Source organism: Spirosoma agri (assembly GCF_010747415.1).
In the GTDB taxonomy this organism is placed as follows: Bacteria; Bacteroidota; Bacteroidia; order Cytophagales; family Spirosomataceae; genus Spirosoma; species Spirosoma agri.
In genome coordinates this window covers 1,133,865-1,155,531 of the sequence record NZ_JAAGNZ010000001.1, presented here as the reverse complement: position 1 = coordinate 1,155,531, position 21,667 = coordinate 1,133,865, and the positions used below count along the sequence as shown (strand labels likewise).

The following is a 21,667-nucleotide window of genomic DNA, read 5'->3' as shown; positions in this document are numbered from 1 at the left end:
TCGAGAGGCTAAAAAAAAAGACAGCTTAAATTTACCAATCAAAATCCCGTTCACTACTCAACACATATACTTGTTTCATAAAAGTGTTCATTTAATTAGTTTAATCAAGATTACGTGGGGTTAGAAACGTACTCATCTATACATACTACGACTTTTTCAGTAACAAATATGACTAATTCACTCATTAACAGCATAAGTGGGTAAAATATAATGGCACTACATTTGCTACAAAACCACTAAATGCATCTGAAACTATTTCCCATCAAGATTCTTTCAGAGCTGATTTATACTCAACGAGAAACGCTTTCTTTCAATCTGTTCAGCACTGATCTTATCCGGTCAGGCAGGGCATGATTGCCGCAAACGTTTCAACATATATTATTTATTCATCTGGTTATATGGAACTTACATTTGGTCAGTACTATATTCTGTTAGCCTCTGATCAGGGCTTGACTCCATCTCAGGTCGCACGACAGGCCTGTTTTGATGAACACATGGTGGAAGCCTACATCACCGATCTGGAGGGTAAGGGTCTATTACAGGCTAGTGACAACAACGGTGACCAAATACATTATCTGGTAACAGAATTTGGACTGCAAGGTCTGGAAGAATTTGAGCTTTATAACCCTACGCTGACTATCAATCAGCCAGTTGCCTAAGGGCATTGATCATACACGGTCTTTACCGTTCTATTGCCCAAGGGCTTTGTTCTTGATGTCAAGAGTCGTTACGGGCTTATCTCATCATCACCAATTGAGTACGATTCTACCAATGCCTATCGCTACCTGGTAGTTGGAAATTAAAAAGAGCCATCTCATAGAAACGGCTCTTTTCGCTATTCTTAGTGTTTTGAATTTTAATGCAAGCGTACATACGTAGTACGCAAGAATTCAGATGACCTCAGAAGGACAAAAAGTCACATAATGGGATCATATTTATTATTCGGTCTTTTTTCGGTATCAATCAATGCTTTTTCCGCTCAGTTCTGGTAATAGGTTGAATTCTAATACTATCACCACAAAAAAACAGATTACCCCAGCGGAGTAATCTGTTATGAACTATCTCTTTTACTAATTTTAATTGTATATATACGAGTAAAACATATACATTAGATTCAATATCTACTATTCGGTAACAAAATTGACAGAAGTATTTAATTTCGCGCAGTAGCAACTTTGTTCATCTACAGTTGACGAGTAGCCGTACCGCTCCTTCCTGATACAAACTCCTTTTATTCATCAGACAATGCAAAAAACTGAAACCCAGAATGGTATCACGATCACGGTCCACTTGGAGGAAGATGGTCGAGTAGTGCTTGACAGGCAGATGCAGGTGAGCTTTTTACTACCTGACGGGACAATCTATAATGAGGCCCTTTATCCCGAATCCGCCGAAGGACTTAACTACGGTGGCCTATCGTCACAATTTACGTTCGCCGAGTCTATCCGAACTATACGATCAGCAACCAGTCGTAGAGCCGCTTCGGAGCACTAATCTCGTCAAACAGCAAACGTAAGCTGAACTAAGATAGAACCTGTTGCTAACAGCTAAAACGAAAAAAGCACTTACCATTGCTGATAAGTGCTTGATTTTCAGTGGCGGTCCGGACGGGGCTCGAACCCGCGACCCCCTGCGTGACAGGCAGGTATTCTAACCAACTGAACTACCGAACCATTTTTGATTTCCGGTTAGCGTTTCCGTTTCCCTTAATCGTGCCACAAAAGTATAGGCTTTTAATGGTATGTACAAGAGGGTACACGAAAAAAATTAGACAAAACTGGCACCAAGGACTCATAGCTACTGGCTATCAGTCACTTTTATCGTAAAAAAATTTCATTCATTCGTTGTCTGGTCACCTAGATGACCAGTGGTCGTTAGGTTTTGATACCATTACCCGTTACCTTTCTACTAAAACCGTTTATATATCACGTCATGCTTCCATCAGATTCGTACTCAGAACTAGCAAACAGGATGTATGGTCATTCTCAAAAGGAAGGTCATCGATCGTATCCTGCTGCCTGTTTTGAGATTTCTCTGCTTGTGCAAGCACAGCAGCGAGCCAGCCGGAAAGAAGTTGCACTGTTCAATCAGCTCACTGAGTTATTCGACTGGAATATGTCTCGGCGGCAACGGAATGCCTATAGCAAAAAGATGGAGACTGGCTTTACGTTGGTACTGACCGATCTTACACAGACAATTCTCTGGACAAGCAGTAACTTTTTGACAATGACCGGTTATTCGCCAATGGAAGCCATTGGTAAGACACCCAGTTTTTTGCAGGGTCCAAAAACCGATCTTGTCACGACACTGAATATGCGTGAGTCACTCAGAAAGGCCGATTTTGTAAAGGCAGACATCACGAATTACCGGAAAGGTGGCGAGCCTTACGTGTGCCGTGTGCAAATTGATCCGCTTTTCGACAATCAGGGTGAACTGACGCACTTTCTCGCAGTCGAAAGCGAATTGAAATAAAAAATACAGGCGTTGACCAGTTGTAGTCAGCGAATTTAATCGTCAAGCGGAGGAAAAGACCCTGATCAAGCACCGGGTTGGTTTGCTCCGTCAGGAGTCTTTTCCTTCACTTGCCAATAGCATATCCCGCGTTTCCCGTACGGTTGCCGATGAGCTTAGGTTAGTATCTCCTAGCTCTTCTCGCTCCTTGCGTTTTTCTGCGCTGACGTATATGGCTAGCCCAAGTTATTGTTTACCGTTGGAAAGCTTTCTGAGTTTCCGTAAACCTTTGGCCGCCAATTTGCAGTTATATCTTCACACAACATTTTGTATGAAACGGTTTTGGCTTGTACTTCGCTGGAGCCTGCTGGTTATTGTTGTTCTGGCTATCGGAACATTATTGGCGGCTTGGTTTATTGATTCCCGACAAACAGATCAGGAACTGGTTGATGAGTTCAAAGGGCAGCGTATACGGCCTACGGTGCATCATTACCAGATCAAAGACGGCAGTGAACAACCGCGCACCATTCGATTCATGGAAACGCCAGCCTTACCGGGTGACTCAGCACTGCCAGTCGTACTTTTCGTGCACGGGGCTCCCAGTTCGCTTTCGTTTTTCAACGAGTTCTTCAAGGATACTTCGCTACTGAACCGTGCGCAACTGGTAGCGGTCGATCGACCCGGCTACGGGTATTCGGATTACGGACGTGTCGAAACATCGGTTGTTCAACAAGCCAAGTTTTTACAGCCGCTCATCGATCGATACAGAAATGCACCCTATCTGATGGTTGTCGGATCGTCATACGGCGGATCGGTATCGGCCCGGTTGGCGATGAACAATCCCGACGAGGTCAATCATGTTGTCTTTGTGTCGTCAGCACTTGGACCAGGGCTGGAACGAACTTACCCGATCAGTCACTGGGTCGATACACCGCTGCTACGCTGGGGCATTCCGCCATTGCTTCGACTGGCCAACGACGAAAAATTAGCGCATCGAGAGGCACTGGAGGCCATCTTGCCCGACTGGCCTAAGATCAGGGCGAACATCACGATGCTGCACGGTCAACGCGACGAATTGGTTTACCCGACCAACGTGTCTTTTGCGCAACAACATCTGATCAACGCGCAGGTGAAACAATTTTTACTTCCCGAAAACCGGCATGATATCGTGTTCAACAAGCGCGAGTACATGACGGAGATTCTGTTGAATATTTTGAGTCATTATAACGTAAAGGACACGGCCAAACCGCAACCGATAGCGTTAAAAAAAGCTGCGAAAGGTCTGTATTCCTCCGTCCTGATTCACTAGGCGGTCAGTTCAAGACGATTCAATTCAGGATCTAACACAACACTTTCGTAATACCCATCACCCGTTCGGCGCGGTTCACCCACGATCGGATACCCGTCTGTCCGCAACCGCTCGGTCAAGGCATTGACGGAAGCTTCACTACCAACGCAAATTGCAATGTGAATCAGTCCGGTAAATTGGGCGAATGCATCGTTCTTGGTATTAGGAACGCCGGGCATCTGCATCAGTTCCAGCCGTGATCCGCCATCGGGAAACGTCAGGAAGTACGATGAAAACTGCTTGGTCGTGTTGGTATATTTTTCGTTGGCAACCGCGCCGAAATACGTTTCATAAAAGGTGCGCATCCGCTCCAGATCGCGGACCCAGAGGGCAATGTGTTCGATATGCATGAGACAAAGATCGAACGTTTTGCTGAATCGCTCAACGACATTTTTCTGCTACTTTTGCGAGGCTAGCCCACGAAAGAGACATGAAATTAACCTATAGATTAGCTACGGAAGCGGACTTGATTGCTATTGTCAGGATGTTGGCAGACGATAAACTGGGCGCTGAGCGGGAAAACTTCCAAGTACCATTACCGGCTGTCTACCAGAATGCCTTCAAAGCCATTATCGCAGACAAACAACAGGAATTAACGGTCGTCGAGCTTGATCAGGAGATCATTGCCACGTTTCAGCTGACGTTTACACAATACCTGACCTATCAAGGTGGTATACGCGCTCAGATTGAAGCTGTTCGGGTGAAGGTCGGCCATCAGCGTAAAGGCATTGGCGCTCTTGTCTTCCGTTACGCTATTGAGCGGGCCAGAGAAAAAGGCGCTCACCTGCTCCAGCTAACCACAGACAAGAAGCGGCCCGAAGCAAAGCTATTTTACGAGTCGTTAGGGTTCGTCGACTCGCACGATGGGATGAAGCTTCATTTATAACAGAAGCGGTGTCGTAGATGTACAAGTATCAGGCCAATAGGTACTACCCGATTTAATTCGTGTGGAGATTAGCCTTGCTCTTGTACTCCCTCATGTAATCCCTCGGCGACATCCCCGTCGTTTTTCGAAAAACACGGTTAAAGTTGGTCGCACTATTGAACCCTGTCGAGTAGGCTATGGTAGAAATACCATCGTGATTGCTGTTGATAATCTTCTTACAGGCTTCACCAATCCGAATTTCGTTCAGGAACGCGTTGTAGGTTTTCCGGGTGTGCTTTTTAAAATACTTGCAAAAAGCGTGGGGAGTAATATGGGCAATCTCGGCAATTTTGTTGAGGGTGATATTTTCCGCAAAATGCTCTAATGTGTACTGAAAAACTTCATTCATCCGTAGTCCTTCACCGTCAGGAAAATAGCTGCTCGACACGCCAGAATCTAGTGACTTCCAGCCACGTACTTCTTTCGAGAAATAATCAAATAATTTTAGCAGGGTCAGCAGTCGCTCTAAATTCGATTTGGCCGGGAGTTTAGTTATTATTTTTCCCACATAGCTCGTATACTCACGGGGGAGCTGAAAGCCGTGCTGTGTGGTCGTAAGAAAACTGGTAATGGATTCTAATTCGGGAAGATTGAAAAAGTCAGCGGGAATACGGTCCTGGTCAAAATAAATGTGAATAGCGTGCGCATTTAGTTTATCCGTATTCGCAAAATAGGTTGGATCTGATTTGAATATGTGGGGTTGATTAGCGCCTAAAATATAAATATCACCCGGCCTAAATAGTTGACTATAATTGCCGGCCATCAGTGTACCCTCACCACGAATAATCAGGGTGATTTGTAATTGTCTATGGCGGTGAAAATAATTATAAAAATAAGGCAGGATGTCTTCATCCACTACTACCGAATCCTCTTTAGGAACCGGGGGCGTAAAGTCCAACACTTTCATAAAGCTAAAGAGGTATTAGTCTAAACTAGAATCACATTATGTGCGCACGGAAAGAGTTATTCACAACTCATTCACGAACAGAACGAACTGCTAGTGCAAACACCGTTCGCAAGATACTACTATGGATTTATTGACTTTATCAATAGAGCCTAAAATTCGGACTGAGTTTTACCAATACCGTTAAAATAAAAATCAGTTAAGTATAAATACCTGTCATTTATACTTAACTGATCGTAAATTTTGCACTGGCTAAAAAAATCAAAAAGCCCGCCGTGGCAAATTAGGTTCGTTACCGTCCAAATCCGTCAAAGGTTATCGTCAAGAATTTTTGGAGAACTCTGCAATAATTATCCATGTTTACTCTAAAATTGCCAATGCCCTTTTCGCGTTACTTTCATTAATAGATTTGAGGAAAAACAGCATGAATGTGAAGACTAAAATCTCGTTCGACAATACTGAGCAGGCTTTTGTTTATAAGTCAAATGCACAATTGAAAAAAACATACCGGCTGTTTCAACTGATGAATCAGTCCTGGCTGGTTAAAGCAGGGACAAAATTGACAATTCTGGCTGTCGATTGGCGGTTGCCAATCAATGGCTTACTTCGGTCAACAATTTTCGAGCAGTTCGTTGGCGGAGAAACACTCGCAGAAACGACGGCTATCGTCGATAAATTAAACCAGTACGGCATTAGTCTTATTATGGATTATGGTGCCGAGGGAAAAGAAAGTGAAGCCGATTTTGATGGGGCAAAAAATGAATTTATTCAGGTTATCAAGCACGCTGCCCAGCACGACAATATTGACTTCATCAGTATTAAGTTGACCGCATTGGCACGATTTGCTTTGCTGGAAAAATTAAATAATACATCTATAATTTCAGCGGAGAAAATTGCCGTAGATACAGCCCAATTAAATTTGGCGGAGAAAAAGGAATGGCAAAATGTAGTCGGCAGAGTATCCGAATTGTGTGCATTCGCGGCAGAGAAAAAAGTGGGTATTTTGATTGACGCTGAAGAGTCGTGGATACAAAATACGATCGACGCCGTAACCATGCAGGCTATGCAGCAATACAATAAAGAAACCGTATTGATTTACAATACGATACAACTTTATCGCCACGATCGATTCGAATTTTTAAAACGGTGCCACGACATAGCCCTGGAGAATAAATTTGTGCTGGGCGTTAAAATTGTCCGGGGTGCTTATATGGAAAAAGAGCGGAGAAAAGCGGGTCAGGTCAATAGCTCCTCCCCTATCCAAATCGATAAATCAGCGAGCGATAAAGATTTCAACGCAGCGATCACCTACTGCATTCAGCACATCGATACCGTTTCGGTGATCATTGCCTCACACAATGAGTATAGTGCTCAGTTGGCGGTTCAATTGCTCGACGAAGCAAATTTACCGTTCAATCACCCACATGTCCATTTTTCCCAGTTATATGGCATGAGCGACAATATTACGTTCAATCTGGCCAAGCAGAATTGTAATGTCAGCAAATATTTACCGTATGGACCTATCAAGGATGTAATCCCTTATTTGATGAGACGGGCACAGGAAAACAGCTCCGTTGCTGGCCAGACCAGTAGGGAGCTGTTTTTGATCGAGAAAGAAATAAAGAGGAGAGGCATTTAACGTTTTGTGAACCAAGGATTTACAGAGAGCAACGCAATAGTTTTTGCCGTCTCTGTAAATCCGTGGTTGACTCGTTAATATTTAGCGGGTTGGTTCGGCTTGGGTGTCGACTTTTTGATAAAGTCGCGCAGGTCGTCGTTCGATTTGACCAGATCTTCCTGACGCAGGTACATCATGTGACCGCTCTGGTAGCCTTTCCAGTCCATTCGGGGTTTGAGCTTTCCGCTTGGGTCCATCTGCCACATGTTGTACTGAGCGCCAAAATAGTCGCAGGCACCATCGTAATAACCCGACTGCACCAACAGATGCAGGTATGGGTTCTGCGCCATCGCCTGCCGCAGGTTTTCGCCCGTATTGTCCGCTTCCGCGCCCGTCCGTGCCCACGGATGCACTGGTCCAAACATGTAGTATTTCAAGTCCGTTTTGTAATTCAGCGTCTCCCGGAAATAGTAGTTGATGGGAGCCGCAAAGGAGTGCAGCCACGATGTTAGCTCGGGCGAATAGTCAGGGCGTTCGCCAGCGTCTTCCCGGTCGATGCCCAGATAGCGGGAATCCAGCCGCCCAATTGTATTTCCCTTGGCGCGCAGTAACTCTTTCCAGAAAAAATTCGTTGGCACCATCAGATTATGTTCCATCACAACTTTCTCCGACAAACCGGAATAGCGGGCCACTTTAGCCGCCATCTGCTTTTTCTTGTCGGCTTCCAGAAAACCGCCTTTTGCCAGAGCCGGAATCAACTCGTTAATGGTAAATTGCTCTACTTCGGGCAGCATAGCCGTCAAATCTTTTTGCTGTAGATCGGCGGGCAGCACTTTATGATACCAGGCCGTAGCTGCGTAGTATGGCAGCAGATTAGCGGCTCCCACTGGCCCTTCCCGGTTGATACCCAGATCGGTAGGCGAGACCAGAATCACTCCGTTGAGGTACATCCAGCTGGCATTCTGAAGCTCCAGGGCCAGACCCGATACGCGCGTGGTGCCGTAGCTTTCCCCGATCAGGTACTTAGGCGAAGGCCAGCGATTTTTGCGGCTCACGAATACATTCAGCCACTCGGCCAGGTACTTGATATCCGCGTTTACACCGAAGAATTTTGCCCGAGGCACATCTTTGTTCGCCATCCGCGAATAGCCGGTATTGACCGGATCGATGTACACAATGTCAGCTACATCCAGAATGGAGTTAGGATTATCTTTCACGATATACGGCTGCAATGGATACCCTTCACTGTCAATGTTGAGCAGCTTAGGGCCGGTGTAGGCAAGGTGCATCCACACGGATGCCGTGCCGGGTCCCCCGTTGAACGAGATGACCAACGGGCGGGTGGTACGGTCTTTCACGTCCGACCGCTCGTAGTAGGTGTAAAAGACGCCCGCAATCGGTTTGCCGTTTTCGTCCCAAACCGGCTGCGTACCGACAGTAGCGGTGTAGGGTACGCGCTGGCCTTTGATGGTTACGGCATGTGTCGTTACGACCGTGGAGTCCATCGGTAACGTAAGGTCGCCGGGAGTTGCTTTTGCGGATGGACCGGAAGCGGGTTTAGGCGCTTGTGCGTCTGCGGGCGGGCCACCGGCTGCCCGTTGCCCACGTTGGCCCTGTGCAAACGAAAACGAACCTGTTGTCAGACTTAGAAGCAATAAAATGGCAATCCGTTTCATGAATAGCGTACTGGTTAAAAATGAGTGGTTTGTTATAATGCGTTAGTATTTAGCGGGTTGATTTGGCTTGGGTGTTGTCTTCTGAATGAACGAACGGATATCGTCGGTCGAGGTCGTCATATCTTCGTCCCGTAAATACATCATGTGGCCACTCCGGTAGCCTTTCCAGTCGAGTCGTGCTTTCAGTTTACCGCTCGGATCGATGTGCCACATGTTGAATTTCGCGTTGAAATAATCGGTAGCGCCGTCGAAATAACCGGATTGAATCAGAACGTGCAGGTACGGGTTCTGCGCCATGGCCTGCCGCAGGTTTTCGCCGGTTCGGTCTTTGTTCGCGCCGTCGCGATCCCAGGGGCGGGTTTGTCCGGCAATGTAGTATTTCAGGTCCGTTTTGTAGTTGAGATGCTGACGCAGGTAGTAATTGATGGCGGGCGTAAACGAGTGTTGCCACGAGGTATATTCAGCGGCATAGTCCGGATGATCACCGGCAGTTTCACGATCGATACCGAGGTAACGCGAGTCCAAACGCCCGATCTGATACCCTTTATCCCGCAGTAATTCCTTCCAGTAAAACGTAGCGGGCACGATCAGGTTATGCTCCATGACGACTTTCTCCGACAAACCGGAATACCGGGCCACTTTAGCCGCCATCTGCTTTTTCTTGTCAGCTTCCAGAAAGCCCCCGCGCGTAATGGCAGGCACCAGTTCATTGATCGTGAACTGTTCCACTTCGGGTAGTATATCGTTCAGGTCTTTCTGCTGCAAATCAGGAGCAAGGACTTTGTGATACCAGGCCGTAGCCGCGTAGTATGGCAGCATATTGGCCGCGGCAATTGGACCACCCCGCTCAATGCCTAGATCGGTAGGCGAGACCAGAATCACTCCGTTGAGGTACATCCAACTGGCGTTCTGAAGCTCCAGGGCCAGACCCGATACGCGACTTGTTCCGTAACTTTCGCCGATCAGGTATTTGGGCGAAGGCCAGCGATTTTTGCGGCTCACGAACACATTCAGCCACTCGGCCAGGTACTTGATATCCGCATTGACGCCGAAAAATTTCGATTTGGGAATCGAATCGTTGACAGCGCGGGAGAAGCCGGTATTTACGGGTTCGACGTAGACAATATCGGCCACATCCAGAATAGAATTTGGATTATCAGTAACGCCGTAAGGTTGCGTAGGATACCCTTCACTATCGACCAGCACGCGTTTTGGGCCCGTGTAGCCGATGTGCATCCAGCAGGACGCAGCACCGGGTCCCCCGTTAAACGAGATGAACAACGGGCGGGAAGTCCGGTCCGTCACGTCGGACCGCTCGTAATAGACGTAGAACAACGAGGCAATGGGTTTTCCGTTTTCGTCCCAGACGGGTTGGTTACCAGCCGTAGCCTTGTAGGGAACAACTTTTCCTTTGATCGTAACCTTGTCGTTGGTGATTACGTCGGCGTCAAGTTTCAGCGAACGGGTTTGGGCAAATGAACAAGTAAGGGTAACGAGGTAAATCAGAAGGAAGGTAATCGAATGGTTCATACGTACAGATTCAGTTATAACCCCGCAATCGCGCCCGGCTTGATATCCAGTTGATTGATTTGTGCAACCAGCCCTTTTAATTCAGCCGGCTTGCTGGCCTGTTTATATAAGCTGGCTAACCCCACGTAACTGTCGACGTTGTACGGATTGCGATCCAGCGATTGTTTAAAATACGTTATGGCTTCATCCTGCTTACCCATCAACGCGTGAATCATCCCCTTGGACTGTAAAGCCGCTGATTGATACACAGCATTACCCGTCGATGGTAAGCTGGCGAACAGGGTTTGTGCTTCGGGCAGTCGATTTGCCGAAGCCAGCAGGCGCACCAAGCGCTGTTTGTGAACAGGATCGAGGTCCGATTTTTCAGCCAGCACTTTATCCAAATAATACACCAGCGAATCCTGCTTAGCAAGTTTCGCGTAATTTTCGGCGATGCTCAGATCAAAATCGGTACGCCCGTTTTTGCCCGCTTCCAAAATGCGCTGAACCTGTTTCATGGTTTCGATGCCTGCCTGATAGCGTCCGTTAGCGAATAGGGCATCGGCGTACAGACCACGCAATTCGTAGTTCTGCGGTCGTTGGAGCACCAGCTTGTTTAGCGCGTCGAGTTGATCGGCGTAGCCCAGCATGGCCCGTTGAGCCGCGGCAAACGCTTTGGCATCATCGCGCCGGTCTCGCAAATACGTGGACACATCCGGGCCGTTGGCAGCATAGTCTTCGGCAGCTTTAATGGCCTGACTGACCCTGCCGTTCTGAAAATACATCTCCCGCAACTGAATAGCCACACTGGCGCGGGTCTGAAAGTCTTTTTCCAGATCAAGGGCTTTCTGCAACCAACGGGCCTGCGTTTTCACCAACTCGTCGAGAGGCTTGTCGGGCGTGTATTTCGCTTCTTCCAATTGCGAATAGGCCGCGTAAACGGGGGCGTAACCAGGATCAATCGTCTCGGCGGCCTTGATGTAGCTCAGGGCCTTATCGAAGTCTTTTTGTTGTTGCTTGAGTCGGGCGTAGGCTAGATAAGCCGGTTGGTATTTGTTGTCGTAAACCAACGCTGTATCGAGGTATTTGCCCGCTTTTATCGAGTCCGATTTGATGACTTTGTTGCTCAGATTGATATAAACCTGCGCCCAGTTCGACGCCATGACCGACTGATCACCATTCAGATAGGCACGTTCTTTCTTGACCAGCGCGTCCAGAAATTGGTACATGGCCGGGTCTTTGCTTTTCAACTCCGCCGTGATGTTCATCGACTTGAAATCCAGCGGATGCACTTTCATCGACTCAAAGTAAGCGGGATAGGTCTGCGCAAAATATTCGGATTCGTTGTTTTGCGAGTAGTAATCCAGCGTGAGCTTATTTTTCATCGCGTGGTAATAGCGTTCACGAATCTGACGATTTTCGGCATCAGTGAGCACCCGGCCATGAAACAGGTGGACGTATTCGTGCAAGACCACGTTCCGCTCCTGATAGGCTCCCCGCTCTACGTATTCGATGGCGGCTGCTCCGCTGCCCACCCCCCGAATATCCATCCACTGCCGGTTATCGAACGTTGTCGAGAAGCGGAAATAAGGCGACCGCATCGCAATGGCCAGATCGATGTGTAGCGGTGGCACAACGAACGCATTTCCCTGTTTCGATAGGAAAGGAAAGTAGACCACGCTGGTATACATCTGATTCCAGACCATCGCTTTGGCCCGGTCACCCGAATAGTAGCTCAGGTCGGGGAAGACGTTAGCGAAGTTCTCCGGATCATTGATCTTCGTAGTTCTAAGCACGTTCGTAATGGAGTCGTACGTCATCAGATACGGTATCCGCTTCGACTTGATAACGGCTGAGAGCCCGTTATGCGCGGGACCGTAATGCTTTTTGGTCGCCAGAATCGTCCGGAAGATCTGCTCGGCGGAGTCCAGATTAGCTTTGCGATTCGGGTTGTCGAAATCGCTGTAATAAATCGAGGCCCGGTGCATGGCGGGCAGTACCGATGTTGGGTATTGCTGCGCTACCTGACGCGTGACGCCAACGGCATCCGCCAGCTTATTGGCCCGAAACAGCTTATCGACTTCCTTGAGTTTTTCGCGGATTTCTTTCTCGTTCTTGTCCGCGTAGTCGGCATATGTCAGGTTCGTATGGCCGTTGCCCCAGTGCCAGTGCGTCTGAAAATGAAGCGGGTTGATGTCGAGGGCCAGTTGCCACTGCGCGGCCATGTCGTTTAGCTGGGTCGCGTCGATTCGTCGCCAGATGGCGTATCCATAGCTAAACCGGGCATCGGCATTCAGAGGATCGAGCGTGAGCGACTTCACTAAAGGCGCTTCGGCCTGTTCGGGGTGCTGATCCCAAAAGTAAACGTTGGCTTCCAGCAGATAGGCAGCTGCCAGTTTCGGATTTTTCTTCTGAAGTGCCTGTGCAACAGCCAGTGCCTCGGGGTATTTCTTTTGTAGCAGCAGAGCCCGTCCCAAAACCAGTGAGGTTTCCTCATCGTTCGGGTTGCTGGCAAGGAGGTTTTTGCATTGCGTTTCGGCGTTTTGCAGATCCCAGGCTTCAATAGCCAGTACTGCCTTTACCCGTTTGGCCCAGCTATTGTTTTTATCGGTAGTCAGCGCTCGCTTAACTTCCGTTTCGGCCCGTTGAAAATCGTTGGTCAACCAGTAATACTCGGCCCATAGCAGCGGCTTCTCGGCGGCACTCAACCCTTTCCCCGCTTTTAGCGCATCGGTCGCTTCCGGCCAGAGACCAAGATCCAGCATCCGCTTTACAACCAGTGCCCGACCGGTTGTCCTTTTCTGAAATTGACTGCGCACCTCCGTACGGGTCTTTTCCAGAAGTGCCTGCGCGGCTTTGGTGTCACCCACCTGCTGCGCCCGCAACAGGCCCGTCGCACACAGGAAGAGGATAAGCAGAACGTACGATTTCAACATGACGTTTTTGGGCAAAAGTATCGATAATTTGGTCTAACCAGGCTGACGTCCAGCAGTGAAGTATTTGTTGATGAAGTGTAATGAACTTCGGCGCTGAACGCCAGCCTGGTTAGTGATTACTTGCGGGTGTCCCAGAATACCCGTTCCAGCATAGAACTCTTCTGTTTGGCATTTGGATTGTTGCTCACTTCAGACTGCGCGTAAAACAACGACCGGGGCACTTCGTCGTAAATGGCAAATGGCGTTTTGAACGGGGTCAGCGCGGGATAACCCGTCCGGCGGTAGTCGGTCCACGGTTCAACCAGAACCGCGTGGTTGGCCACGTATTTTTCGTTGATGATCTGTTCGAGCATTTGCTGCTGCGTTCCTTTCAGCGTTCCGTTGGCCGTCAGATAGGTCGTCACATCGGCAGCTGACACCCCTGCATCGGCCATAGACGCCCGAATACCGGCTTCGAAGAAGGTTTGCGGACTGCCGGGCGCACTGTATAACAGAGCCGCTTCGGCCCGGATGAAATTGTATTCGGCAAAGGTAAGCAGCCGGGCCGGGCTGTTGCCGCCAAACGTGATGGCGCCATCTTTTAAGCTACCATTCGCGTTAACCAGCGTTAGATTCGGGGCCGATGGCGTTCCGTACAGGTACTGGTAATTGCGCGAATAGTTCGATGACGGATCGGTGTCCAGGGCACTTGCACCCTTATACGTCGCCGGGCTGGAGTTAAACGGAAACGGAATGAAATAAGACGCGCGACGTGGATCGCTTTTCGAGTTCATCAAATCCACGATGAAGCGGTGCGGAAAAAACTGGTTCTTGAACTGACCATTCTCCGTGCTGTAAAGCGGGTTCTGCCGCTGCGATTCCGACAGGAAAGCCATCTGAAAATTATCGGCGGTACTGGCCATAAACTTAGCCCCACTGTTCACCAAGGCCGTAATCTGCTGTGTGGCGTAGGCCGGATCTTTCGCCGAGTAGTGCAGAAAAATGCGCAGTTTCAGCGTGTTGGCAAATTGAATCCACTTAGCCTGCGAAACAGCCCAGGTAGCACCCGCATAAATCGTGCTGTTGGCATTCGGCGACATCGCCGAGGTGGTGGCGCTAACGTCTTTGATACCATCGTCGATCAACCGGATCAAATCTTTATAGATCGCTTCGTCATCGTCGAACTTGGGGTAGAAGTTGGCACTGTGACGGCCCGCTTCCGTGTAGGGCACGTCGCCCCAGGTATCGACAACGATTTGATACACATACGCTTTCAGGATTTTTCCCACGCCCGCATAATGCGGACTACCTTCGGTGGTTGCCTGCGCCGTCATCAATTCCAAATCACTGACAACCGTGGCAAAGATACTGACCCACTGATTATTGACGTCGGAGTTGTTGATGTTGTACCGTTCGTATTCCTTAAAGGTCGCGAATCCTGTATTGGGTCCCTGACCGCTGAATTGCTGCATCATCAGGCTGGCGTAGCGCAGCAGATCGCTGGCCCCCATGTAGCCTACATTGACCGTAACGGACGGAAGCAACTGTGACACCTGCACATTCTTGATGTTGTTGGGGTCATCATTTATGTCCAGAAACGTGCTGCATGAACTGAACGCCAGTCCGGTAGCGAGTACGGTTGTATAGAGTAATTTCTTCATGATGTCAATGAGTTGTCGGTTAGTCACCCGTTAAAATATAGCTCTCAGACTGCCGCCGATCGTCCGGGCGGTCGGTGTAATCCCAAATTCGAGACCGCGCGCGTTGCTAACCCCTAACAGGTTCTGTTCCGGATCGAGGTCGGGGTAATTGGGTGCGTAGATGAACAGGTTACGACCATAGACAGACAGTTGTAATCCTTTGATGAATTTTCCACCACCCACCAGTGATGCGGGGAATTTGTAGGTCAGATTGGCCTCGCGCATTTTCAGGTACGTAGCGTCCAGCACGTATCCTTCCCACGACACGTATTTACCCTGAAGACTGAAATACTGCTGGGCCGTTACGGCAACGTTGTTTTTCGTACCATCGTCCAGCACACCATCAAACGTATACGCTTTATTGGCAGTGCCGTCTGCGTTGAATCGGGGGTATTTTGCCGTCTCCTCCGACACACCATTGATGCGCAGATCGCCAATTGTACGGGAAAGCTGATCGCCTTTGTATTTAAGATCCAGCAGGAACGACAGACTGAACGCTTTGTAATTGAACGTATTGCTGAATCCCATCGTGAACTTCGGGTTCGGATTACCCACCGCCTGCACATTGGTGGTTACCTTGGGCAGTCCGTTGCTACCGATCAGCATTTGCCCCTGCGCATTGCGTTGGTAGGCGTTCGACCAGATCTGTCCGTATGGTTGACCCGGCACCAGCTGAATGTTCGGCGAGGTAAAGCCGCCAATCGAGATGTTGGACACGCCGGGAGCCAGTTCTTCCACGATTGACCGGAAGCTGGTAAAGTTGATGGAGCTCTCCCAACTGAAGTTCTCTTTCTCGACAATATTACCCGTTACCAACAGCTCGATCCCTTTCGTAGACAGCTTACCCGCGTTCGTCACGAGGCTGGTAAAACCGGATGTAGACGGCACCGGCACCGAGAAGATCAGGTTGCGGCTATCGCGCCGGTAGACCGATCCATCGATGGAGAGCCGACCGTTGAACAGAGCCAACTCAGCACCCAATTCCACTTCCCGGGTAAATTCCGGTGTTAGGTCAGGATTACCCGTGCCATTGTTATAGGTGTATCCGGCCAGTCCCCCGAACGGGAAGTTTACGGCGGTTGACCCAAGACCATCAGCAGCGCTGGCTTTCCCGTAGTAGGTGTTAATTACGTACGGACTGGCGCCTTTACCCACTTCGCCGACGTTCGCCCGGATCTTGGCCGATGACAGAAACTTCGATTTAATGGATGGGAACGCTTCGGTCGGCACAAAACTCACGGCCACCGCCGGGTAGAAAATCGACCGTTTTCCCGGAGCCAGCGTCGAAGAATAGTCGTTTCGGGCTTTGACGTTAAAGGACATCCAGGTTTTGTAATCGAGCACCACATCGCCGAATACGCCCACGGTGCGCTGCTTCGTAATCGCCGATGTTGGGTTGAACGTCAGGAAGTTTTTAACGTTATCGAAACCAGCGACCACAATGCCCAGTCCAATGTCCTGAATGAAGCTGTTGTAGTTGGAAATAACCTCATTACCAACCGTAGCAATCAGGTGCAGGTCGCTGGTGAGTTTCCGGTTGGCCGTTACGGTCAGGTAGGAATTCAGGTTCCGGGTCATTTCGGACCGATCCAGCACACCGCCCGCACCCGCCGAAGCCGTGTTGGCGTTGCTCCGGACGCCCTTGTCATCGAAGCCTTTCGTGGTGTAGTTAAATACGTCAGTACCCACTTTCAGATCGGCCTGTAACCAGTTCGTAATGTCGTATTTCAGGTTGATGTTGCCGTAGAACCGATTCACCTCCTGGTGGTTTTTGATGTGGTTGATCGACCAGTACGGCTGATCTTCGGCGGCAAACCACTGCTGGTTTCCGGCGGCATCCTGATACGGCGCATTGGTTAAATCGTAGCTGCGGGGCGTATAAATACCGCGCCACAAGGGGTTAGCCCCCTGATTGCCCGACTGCGTACGATCCGAAACGTTGTTGGTATACGTAAACGCGGTTGCAATTCTAAATTTGCTGGTCAGTTGGGTTCCGGCGTTTACGGTCAGGTTATTGCGGCTTAACTTATTGTTTGGCACAAGGGCGGTTTCGTAGGCATTACCGTACGAAACCCGGTAGTCGTATTTGTCCGAAGCACCCGAGAAGCTAAGATCGTTTTGCGACGAGATCGAATTTTGCAGAATATCCCGCACGTTATTCGGATACGCCTGTAAGGTTTCGGGCTGACCAAACCAGTTCGTAACCGTCTGCCCCTGCATGAGCGGCCCCCACGATCCGGCTACGTTGTTGATGTAGTTCCCATTGCTTCCCTGCGCGTATTGATTCTGAAATTTAGGGAACCGGCTCACTGTACCGACCGCCGTATTGGTCGAAAACGTGATCTGATTGCCCCCCCCTTTTTTTCCTTTTTTCGTCGTGATCAGAATCGCGCCCGATGCCGCTCTCGATCCGTAGAGTACCGTAGCTGCGGCTCCTTTCAGGACGTTGATACTTTCGATATCCTGGGGATTGATATCCGAAATTCGGCTTGAGTTGACAACACCCGTGTTGACCGAATTAGACCCATTCGACGCACCACTACCGTTGGTATTATCGAGCGGAACGCCATTGACCACATAGAGCGGCTGGTTACTGCCCGTAAACGTTGAAAAACCCCGGATCGTCACGTTCGATCCGGCAAAACCACCGCCTGCTCCGGTGATCTGCACACCGGCCACTTTGCCCGCCAGCGCGTTGGTAACGTCGGTTGTGGGCGACCGGGTAATCTGTTCGGCTTTTACTTCGCTCACGCCGTAACCCAGCGTTTTCCGGTCGCGGGCGATACCAAAGGAGGTGACGACCACTTCGCTCAATTGTTGCGCGTCGGCTTCCAGCGCTACGGTCAGCGTAGACCGGCCGTTCAATTTGATTTCCTGTGCGATGTAACCAATGTAGCTGACAACCAGGGTAGCATCGTCGGGTACGTTGATCCGGAATTTGCCGTTGGCGTCGGTAATGGTCCCGGTGTTTGTGCTCCCTTTTACCAGTACAGAGGCACCGGGTAACGGCGTCCCATCGTCTTTAAACGTGACAGTGCCTGTCACCTCCACATCAGCTATTCCGGGCAGAGATACGGTACCCGCCAAACTGCTATTCGATGTCAGCAGACAAAAGAAAGCAGCAAGCAATACCAGGAAGCCTCGCAGTACAGTTAGAGCTTGTTTCATATACGTGGGCGCGATTTATAGGTAAGTAGATTCATTGAAAAAGAGGATACTAAATGGATTTCAACCTCAGCTGTTTACTTCGGAAATTAGTCTTCACAAAAATTACCAGCCAGAAAAAGAGTTCTGTTCGTGCGGACCATGTATTCGATTCATCCGGTGATCGTGCAGTATAAATCCGGTCAATCGGGTTTGGGGCGTGGATCAGTCGAGTCGAACTAAATCAGCGCGAGAACATGGTCTCTGGTCAACGGCTCCGTCTGTTTTAGCTGGGTTTATCAGTAAAGTAAATAAAAGAGTAGATACGTTCTGAGGCTTAGAACGGGATAGACGTGTTTCGACCAATATTTATGTAAGAAAGGATAATTTTTGTTAAAACTCAGAATTATAATCTACGGATATGGCTAGTTCTAGAATATAATTGACACTCACTCCCAGTAACCTTTATTTTTATTTGCTATCAGCTAAGTCAGTTCCCCTGTATACTTTTTAGTAGGAATCTTATCAACTGTGCAGCGGGCCACAGCTCCGTAGAGCCCTGACCCCTTTCAGGCAACGCACTAATTACTAACCTGTTACCCAACTAGTTACATAATATACCTGCGAAAGATCACCTTACGATTCCGGCTACAGAACCAGCGCCGGGAACCAGAAAACCGCATCACCCAGCCAGCGATACCGTTCGTTTTTGAGAAAATAGAAGGGGTAACGTTGTATGCCATAGAGCGTTACACTCATCAGCGCCAGCATAATGGCCGACCGCTGCGCAAACCGGTCTTCTGTGACGAAGCAGAGCGTAAGCCCCGTCGCAATGATAATAAATGTCAACCAGCGCAGAATCGTATCGCAACGTTCTTCGCCCCATTCGGTAGCTAACGAAAACTCGGGCTGATTAGGTAATTCTCGCTTCTCCATGACAGCAAACAGCAGCAGGTTCTGAAACGCAATGCCAACGAACATCAGGCACTCCGCCATCTCAATACCACTTACGGTTGGACGTTGTACCCAAACGCTGCCCCAGACACCAGCCGTGTAAAGAATGGCAACCAGTGGCTCTTTCAGCAGTAAAGCCGGATGCCGCGCGGGAAGCCGAAAAACAGCGCCGACATAAGCCGCGCAGATTCCCCCCAGCACAAGCCCAAACTTGATAACGCTGCCGGGCAGAAAGAAAGTCAGCACAAAAGCCACAAGAGCCGCACCAAACACGGCACGCCAGAGCAGAGGAGCGTAGCGCCGATGAAATTGATGCCGGGTAGTGGTTGGCTCCAGGGGCTTCCGAATGTCCAGCAGCCGGTCAACGGTGTAAATGATAAAGACAATCAGCGCCAGCACAATCGGCGTGGCCCAGTGAATTGGCGTGACATCAGATAGGCGAGCGGCCATTTTGTTGGACAGCACGGCCCCAAACACGACCGGTAAGCTTAGGTAATAAGCGTTGCGTAAAGGTGTTAACAAAATACTCAGTTGGAAGTAGCGGTAGGCAGTAAACGAGGGCCAATCAAATAGGTTTTCAAACCTGCCGGATTTCAGCGACGGGCGGTGCGAGCCAGGGTTCCTGACGACGAACAACCTCAACCTGTTGACCCACCCGAAGCGTACCCAATAGGTGTTCGCCCGTTTGTTCGGCCAGCACATTCTGCCCGAACAGGATTTTTTTAGTCCATTGGCGGTAGGTCGCCAGCGTCCGGAGTGGTTCTTTCCCCTTTTCACCCGTTGCCGGATCAATCGTCGTCAGTACGCAGCGAGCGCAGGGTTTTACACCGTACAAATCAATGCCATCGATCCTGAAATGCGCCCAGGCATCTTCGTCGTGAGGGGGTGTTCCGGTAACAACGATGTTTGGCCGAAATCGAAGCATGGAAAGTGCCCTTGATGGCTCGGAAGCCGTATTGGATAACCGTCGGTTCAGTTCATCGAGGGACGCCTGACCGATCAGCAGATACGGATAGCCATCGGCAAAACTGACCGCATCCTGCTGACGGGCGTATTGTTCATCGACGGTGCGGTGCGTGGTTTCGGGCATGAACACCAACCGACACGCCTGGCCCAGTATCGCCGTAAACCACCGATCGGCCTCAGTACTGACCGTAATAGCCGGAACATCGTGGCTGTCCCAGATGGTTACCGACATTGTTTCGCTGGCCGCATCAGCTTGTTCCGGCATGACCAAAGGCAGCTCCAGTACATCGTCCGGATGGTTTCTGTGCCACACGCGCAGTCGATCACCAAAGATGGCTACGTCGATGAGCGCCATCTGCGTGTGCGTGCGCTGCGTGATGAACTGACCATCCGGCGAAACCAGCATAAACCGCCGGTCATATTGAAGCCCTTTTGGTTCAATCACGGCTTCTTGTACAGAAATACCACCCAGTGATTTTATCGGGTAGATGTAGAGTTCAGAAATGGTGATCATGGTCAATCTTAAAAACTCATTCGTGGTAACGGACTAACGGTTTGCGCCGTGAAGTCGCCCTGATCGTATTTGAATTGAGCGGCCATGGCGATCATAGCGGCATTGTCGGTGCAGTACTCGAAACGCGGAATGAATACGTTCCAGTTTTGCTCACTACCGAGTTGAGTCAATGCCGACCGCAGGCCGCTATTGGCCGACACCCCGCCCGCGACGGCAATGTCGTGGATACCCGTTTCGCGGATCGCCCGCTTTAGTTTCGTGAGCAACATCTGCACCAGCGTATGCTGAATGCTGGCGCAAATGTCGGTGAGGTTCTCGGCAATAAAATTCGGATTCGCCCGGACGTTATCGCGCAGGAAATACAGGATGGCCGTTTTTATACCGCTGAATGAAAAATCCAGTCCCGGCATCTCGCCCATCGGAAATTTGTACGCCAGTGGATTTCCTTCTTTGGCGTATTTATCGATCAACGGACCACCAGGATACGGCAGGTTGAGCAGCTTCGCCGACTTATCGAAGGCTTCTCCAACGGCATCGTCCTGCGTCTGGCCAATCACCTCCATATCGAGCGGACTGTTGATCCGTACTAACTGCGTATGCCCGCCACTAACGGTTAGGCACAGAAACGGAAAACCCGGCTTTGGTTTGGCAACACCGTCGGTCTGCTCATCGATGAAGTGAGCCAGTACGTGAGCCTGCATGTGATTGACCTCGATCAGCGGAATGTTCAGCCCAAGCGCCATGGCTTTGGCGAAGGACGTACCGACCAGTAACGACCCCAACAAGCCCGGACCCCGCGTAAAAGCAATGGCCGACAGGTCAGTTTTGGCTATATTTGCCTCCGCTAACGCCCGTTCAACGACTGGCAGAATATGCTGTTGGTGAGCACGCGACGCCAATTCGGGCACAACGCCCCCATATTGCTCGTGAATCAGCTGCGTGGCAATAATGTTGGATTTCAGCTGACCGTTAGCTAAAACGGCGGCTGATGTTTCGTCGCAGGAAGATTCAATGGCTAAAATATTCACCGTGCAAAACTAATG

Annotated in this window: 16 protein-coding genes and 1 tRNA gene; 6 read left to right on the top strand and 11 right to left on the bottom strand. The window is 49.7% G+C overall.

Going from position 1 to position 21,667, the window contains the following annotated elements; all coding sequences use genetic code 11:
- Positions 1-350: 350 nt before the first annotated feature.
- Entirely contained in the window at positions 351-659 is a 309-nt protein-coding gene (locus tag GK091_RS04800; RefSeq protein ID WP_164035466.1) for a hypothetical protein, read from the top strand.
- A gap of 586 nt (positions 660-1,245) precedes the next feature.
- Complete coding sequence (locus GK091_RS04795) at positions 1,246-1,494, top strand: hypothetical protein (protein ID WP_164035465.1); 249 nt, start codon at positions 1,246-1,248, stop codon at positions 1,492-1,494.
- A 102-nt stretch (positions 1,495-1,596) separates the two neighbouring features.
- Here GK091_RS04795 and GK091_RS04790 read toward each other — a convergent pair.
- Positions 1,597-1,673 (bottom strand) — tRNA-Asp (locus tag GK091_RS04790).
- Positions 1,674-2,040: 367 nt separating this feature from the next.
- On the opposite strand from GK091_RS04790, the gene GK091_RS04785 reads away from it, so the two are divergent.
- Both GK091_RS04785 and GK091_RS04780 read left to right on the top strand, forming a co-directional pair.
- Entirely contained in the window at positions 2,041-2,472 is a 432-nt protein-coding gene (locus GK091_RS04785; protein ID WP_317166271.1) for a PAS domain-containing protein, read from the top strand.
- Positions 2,473-2,782: 310 nt separating this feature from the next.
- On the top strand, positions 2,783-3,760 hold the full coding sequence (locus tag GK091_RS04780; protein WP_164035463.1) for an alpha/beta fold hydrolase: 978 nt from the start codon (positions 2,783-2,785) through the stop codon (positions 3,758-3,760).
- On the opposite strand, the gene GK091_RS04775 is transcribed toward GK091_RS04780, so the two are convergent.
- Complete coding sequence (locus GK091_RS04775; protein ID WP_164035462.1) at positions 3,757-4,149, bottom strand: VOC family protein; 393 nt, start codon at positions 4,147-4,149, stop codon at positions 3,757-3,759. The two genes, GK091_RS04780 and GK091_RS04775, sit on opposite strands and share 4 nt — an antisense overlap.
- Before the next feature lie 80 nt (positions 4,150-4,229).
- Between GK091_RS04775 and GK091_RS04770 the strand changes: the two genes are divergently transcribed.
- Positions 4,230-4,685, top strand: coding sequence for a GNAT family N-acetyltransferase (locus tag GK091_RS04770; RefSeq protein WP_164035461.1), 456 nt, complete (start codon positions 4,230-4,232; stop codon positions 4,683-4,685).
- Between the two features lie 52 nt (positions 4,686-4,737).
- On the opposite strand, the gene GK091_RS04765 is transcribed toward GK091_RS04770, so the two are convergent.
- Positions 4,738-5,631, bottom strand: coding sequence for an AraC family transcriptional regulator (locus GK091_RS04765; RefSeq protein WP_164035460.1), 894 nt, complete (start codon positions 5,629-5,631; stop codon positions 4,738-4,740).
- Between the two features lie 328 nt (positions 5,632-5,959).
- Between GK091_RS04765 and GK091_RS04760 the strand changes: the two genes are divergently transcribed.
- Entirely contained in the window at positions 5,960-7,267 is a 1,308-nt protein-coding gene (locus GK091_RS04760) for a proline dehydrogenase family protein (protein WP_212592943.1), read from the top strand.
- A 74-nt stretch (positions 7,268-7,341) separates the two neighbouring features.
- On the opposite strand, the gene GK091_RS04755 is transcribed toward GK091_RS04760, so the two are convergent.
- The 8 genes from GK091_RS04755 to tsaD all read right to left on the bottom strand — a co-directional run bounded on the left by GK091_RS04755 (position 7,342) and on the right by tsaD (position 21,652).
- A complete protein-coding gene (locus GK091_RS04755; RefSeq protein WP_164035459.1) occupies positions 7,342-8,922 on the bottom strand; it encodes a S10 family peptidase in 1,581 nt (526 codons plus the stop codon).
- 42 nt (positions 8,923-8,964) lie between these two features.
- On the bottom strand, positions 8,965-10,452 hold the full coding sequence (locus GK091_RS04750) for a S10 family peptidase (RefSeq protein ID WP_164035458.1): 1,488 nt from the start codon (positions 10,450-10,452) through the stop codon (positions 8,965-8,967).
- A 14-nt stretch (positions 10,453-10,466) separates the two neighbouring features.
- The gene (locus GK091_RS04745; RefSeq protein WP_164035457.1) at positions 10,467-13,367 is read right to left on the bottom strand and encodes a tetratricopeptide repeat protein; all 2,901 of its coding nucleotides are present in this window, start codon (positions 13,365-13,367) and stop codon (positions 10,467-10,469) included.
- 116 nt (positions 13,368-13,483) lie between these two features.
- Positions 13,484-15,007 (bottom strand): SusD/RagB family nutrient-binding outer membrane lipoprotein, encoded by a 1,524-nt coding sequence (locus GK091_RS04740; RefSeq protein ID WP_164035456.1) that lies wholly within the window; start codon positions 15,005-15,007, stop codon positions 13,484-13,486.
- 30 nt (positions 15,008-15,037) lie between these two features.
- On the bottom strand, positions 15,038-18,214 hold the full coding sequence (locus GK091_RS04735) for a SusC/RagA family TonB-linked outer membrane protein (protein WP_164035455.1): 3,177 nt from the start codon (positions 18,212-18,214) through the stop codon (positions 15,038-15,040).
- A gap of 624 nt (positions 18,215-18,838) precedes the next feature.
- Entirely contained in the window at positions 18,839-19,666 is an 828-nt protein-coding gene (locus GK091_RS04730) for a UbiA prenyltransferase family protein (protein ID WP_164035454.1), read from the bottom strand.
- Between the two features lie 55 nt (positions 19,667-19,721).
- A complete protein-coding gene (locus tag GK091_RS04725; protein WP_170312625.1) occupies positions 19,722-20,624 on the bottom strand; it encodes an MOSC domain-containing protein in 903 nt (300 codons plus the stop codon).
- 8 nt (positions 20,625-20,632) lie between these two features.
- A complete protein-coding gene (tsaD, locus tag GK091_RS04720; protein WP_164035453.1) occupies positions 20,633-21,652 on the bottom strand; it encodes a tRNA (adenosine(37)-N6)-threonylcarbamoyltransferase complex transferase subunit TsaD in 1,020 nt (339 codons plus the stop codon).
- Positions 21,653-21,667 lie beyond the last annotated feature (15 nt).

Excerpts from the sequence above, each read along its gene's own strand:
- GK091_RS04800 (WP_164035466.1), top strand. The coding sequence starts at position 351 with ATGATTGCCGCAAACGTTTCAACATATATTATTTATTCATCTGGTTAT.
- GK091_RS04795 (WP_164035465.1), top strand. The coding sequence starts at position 1,246 with ATGCAAAAAACTGAAACCCAGAATGGTATCACGATCACGGTCCACTTG.
- GK091_RS04780 (WP_164035463.1), top strand. The coding sequence starts at position 2,783 with ATGAAACGGTTTTGGCTTGTACTTCGCTGGAGCCTGCTGGTTATTGTT.
- GK091_RS04775 (WP_164035462.1), bottom strand. The coding sequence starts at position 4,149 with ATGCATATCGAACACATTGCCCTCTGGGTCCGCGATCTGGAGCGGATG.
- GK091_RS04770 (WP_164035461.1), top strand. The coding sequence starts at position 4,230 with ATGAAATTAACCTATAGATTAGCTACGGAAGCGGACTTGATTGCTATT.
- GK091_RS04765 (WP_164035460.1), bottom strand. The coding sequence starts at position 5,631 with ATGAAAGTGTTGGACTTTACGCCCCCGGTTCCTAAAGAGGATTCGGTA.
- GK091_RS04755 (WP_164035459.1), bottom strand. The coding sequence starts at position 8,922 with ATGAAACGGATTGCCATTTTATTGCTTCTAAGTCTGACAACAGGTTCG.
- GK091_RS04750 (WP_164035458.1), bottom strand. The coding sequence starts at position 10,452 with ATGAACCATTCGATTACCTTCCTTCTGATTTACCTCGTTACCCTTACT.
- GK091_RS04745 (WP_164035457.1), bottom strand. The coding sequence starts at position 13,367 with ATGTTGAAATCGTACGTTCTGCTTATCCTCTTCCTGTGTGCGACGGGC.
- GK091_RS04740 (WP_164035456.1), bottom strand. The coding sequence starts at position 15,007 with ATGAAGAAATTACTCTATACAACCGTACTCGCTACCGGACTGGCGTTC.
- GK091_RS04735 (WP_164035455.1), bottom strand. The coding sequence starts at position 18,214 with ATGAAACAAGCTCTAACTGTACTGCGAGGCTTCCTGGTATTGCTTGCT.
- GK091_RS04725 (WP_170312625.1), bottom strand. The coding sequence starts at position 20,624 with ATGATCACCATTTCTGAACTCTACATCTACCCGATAAAATCACTGGGT.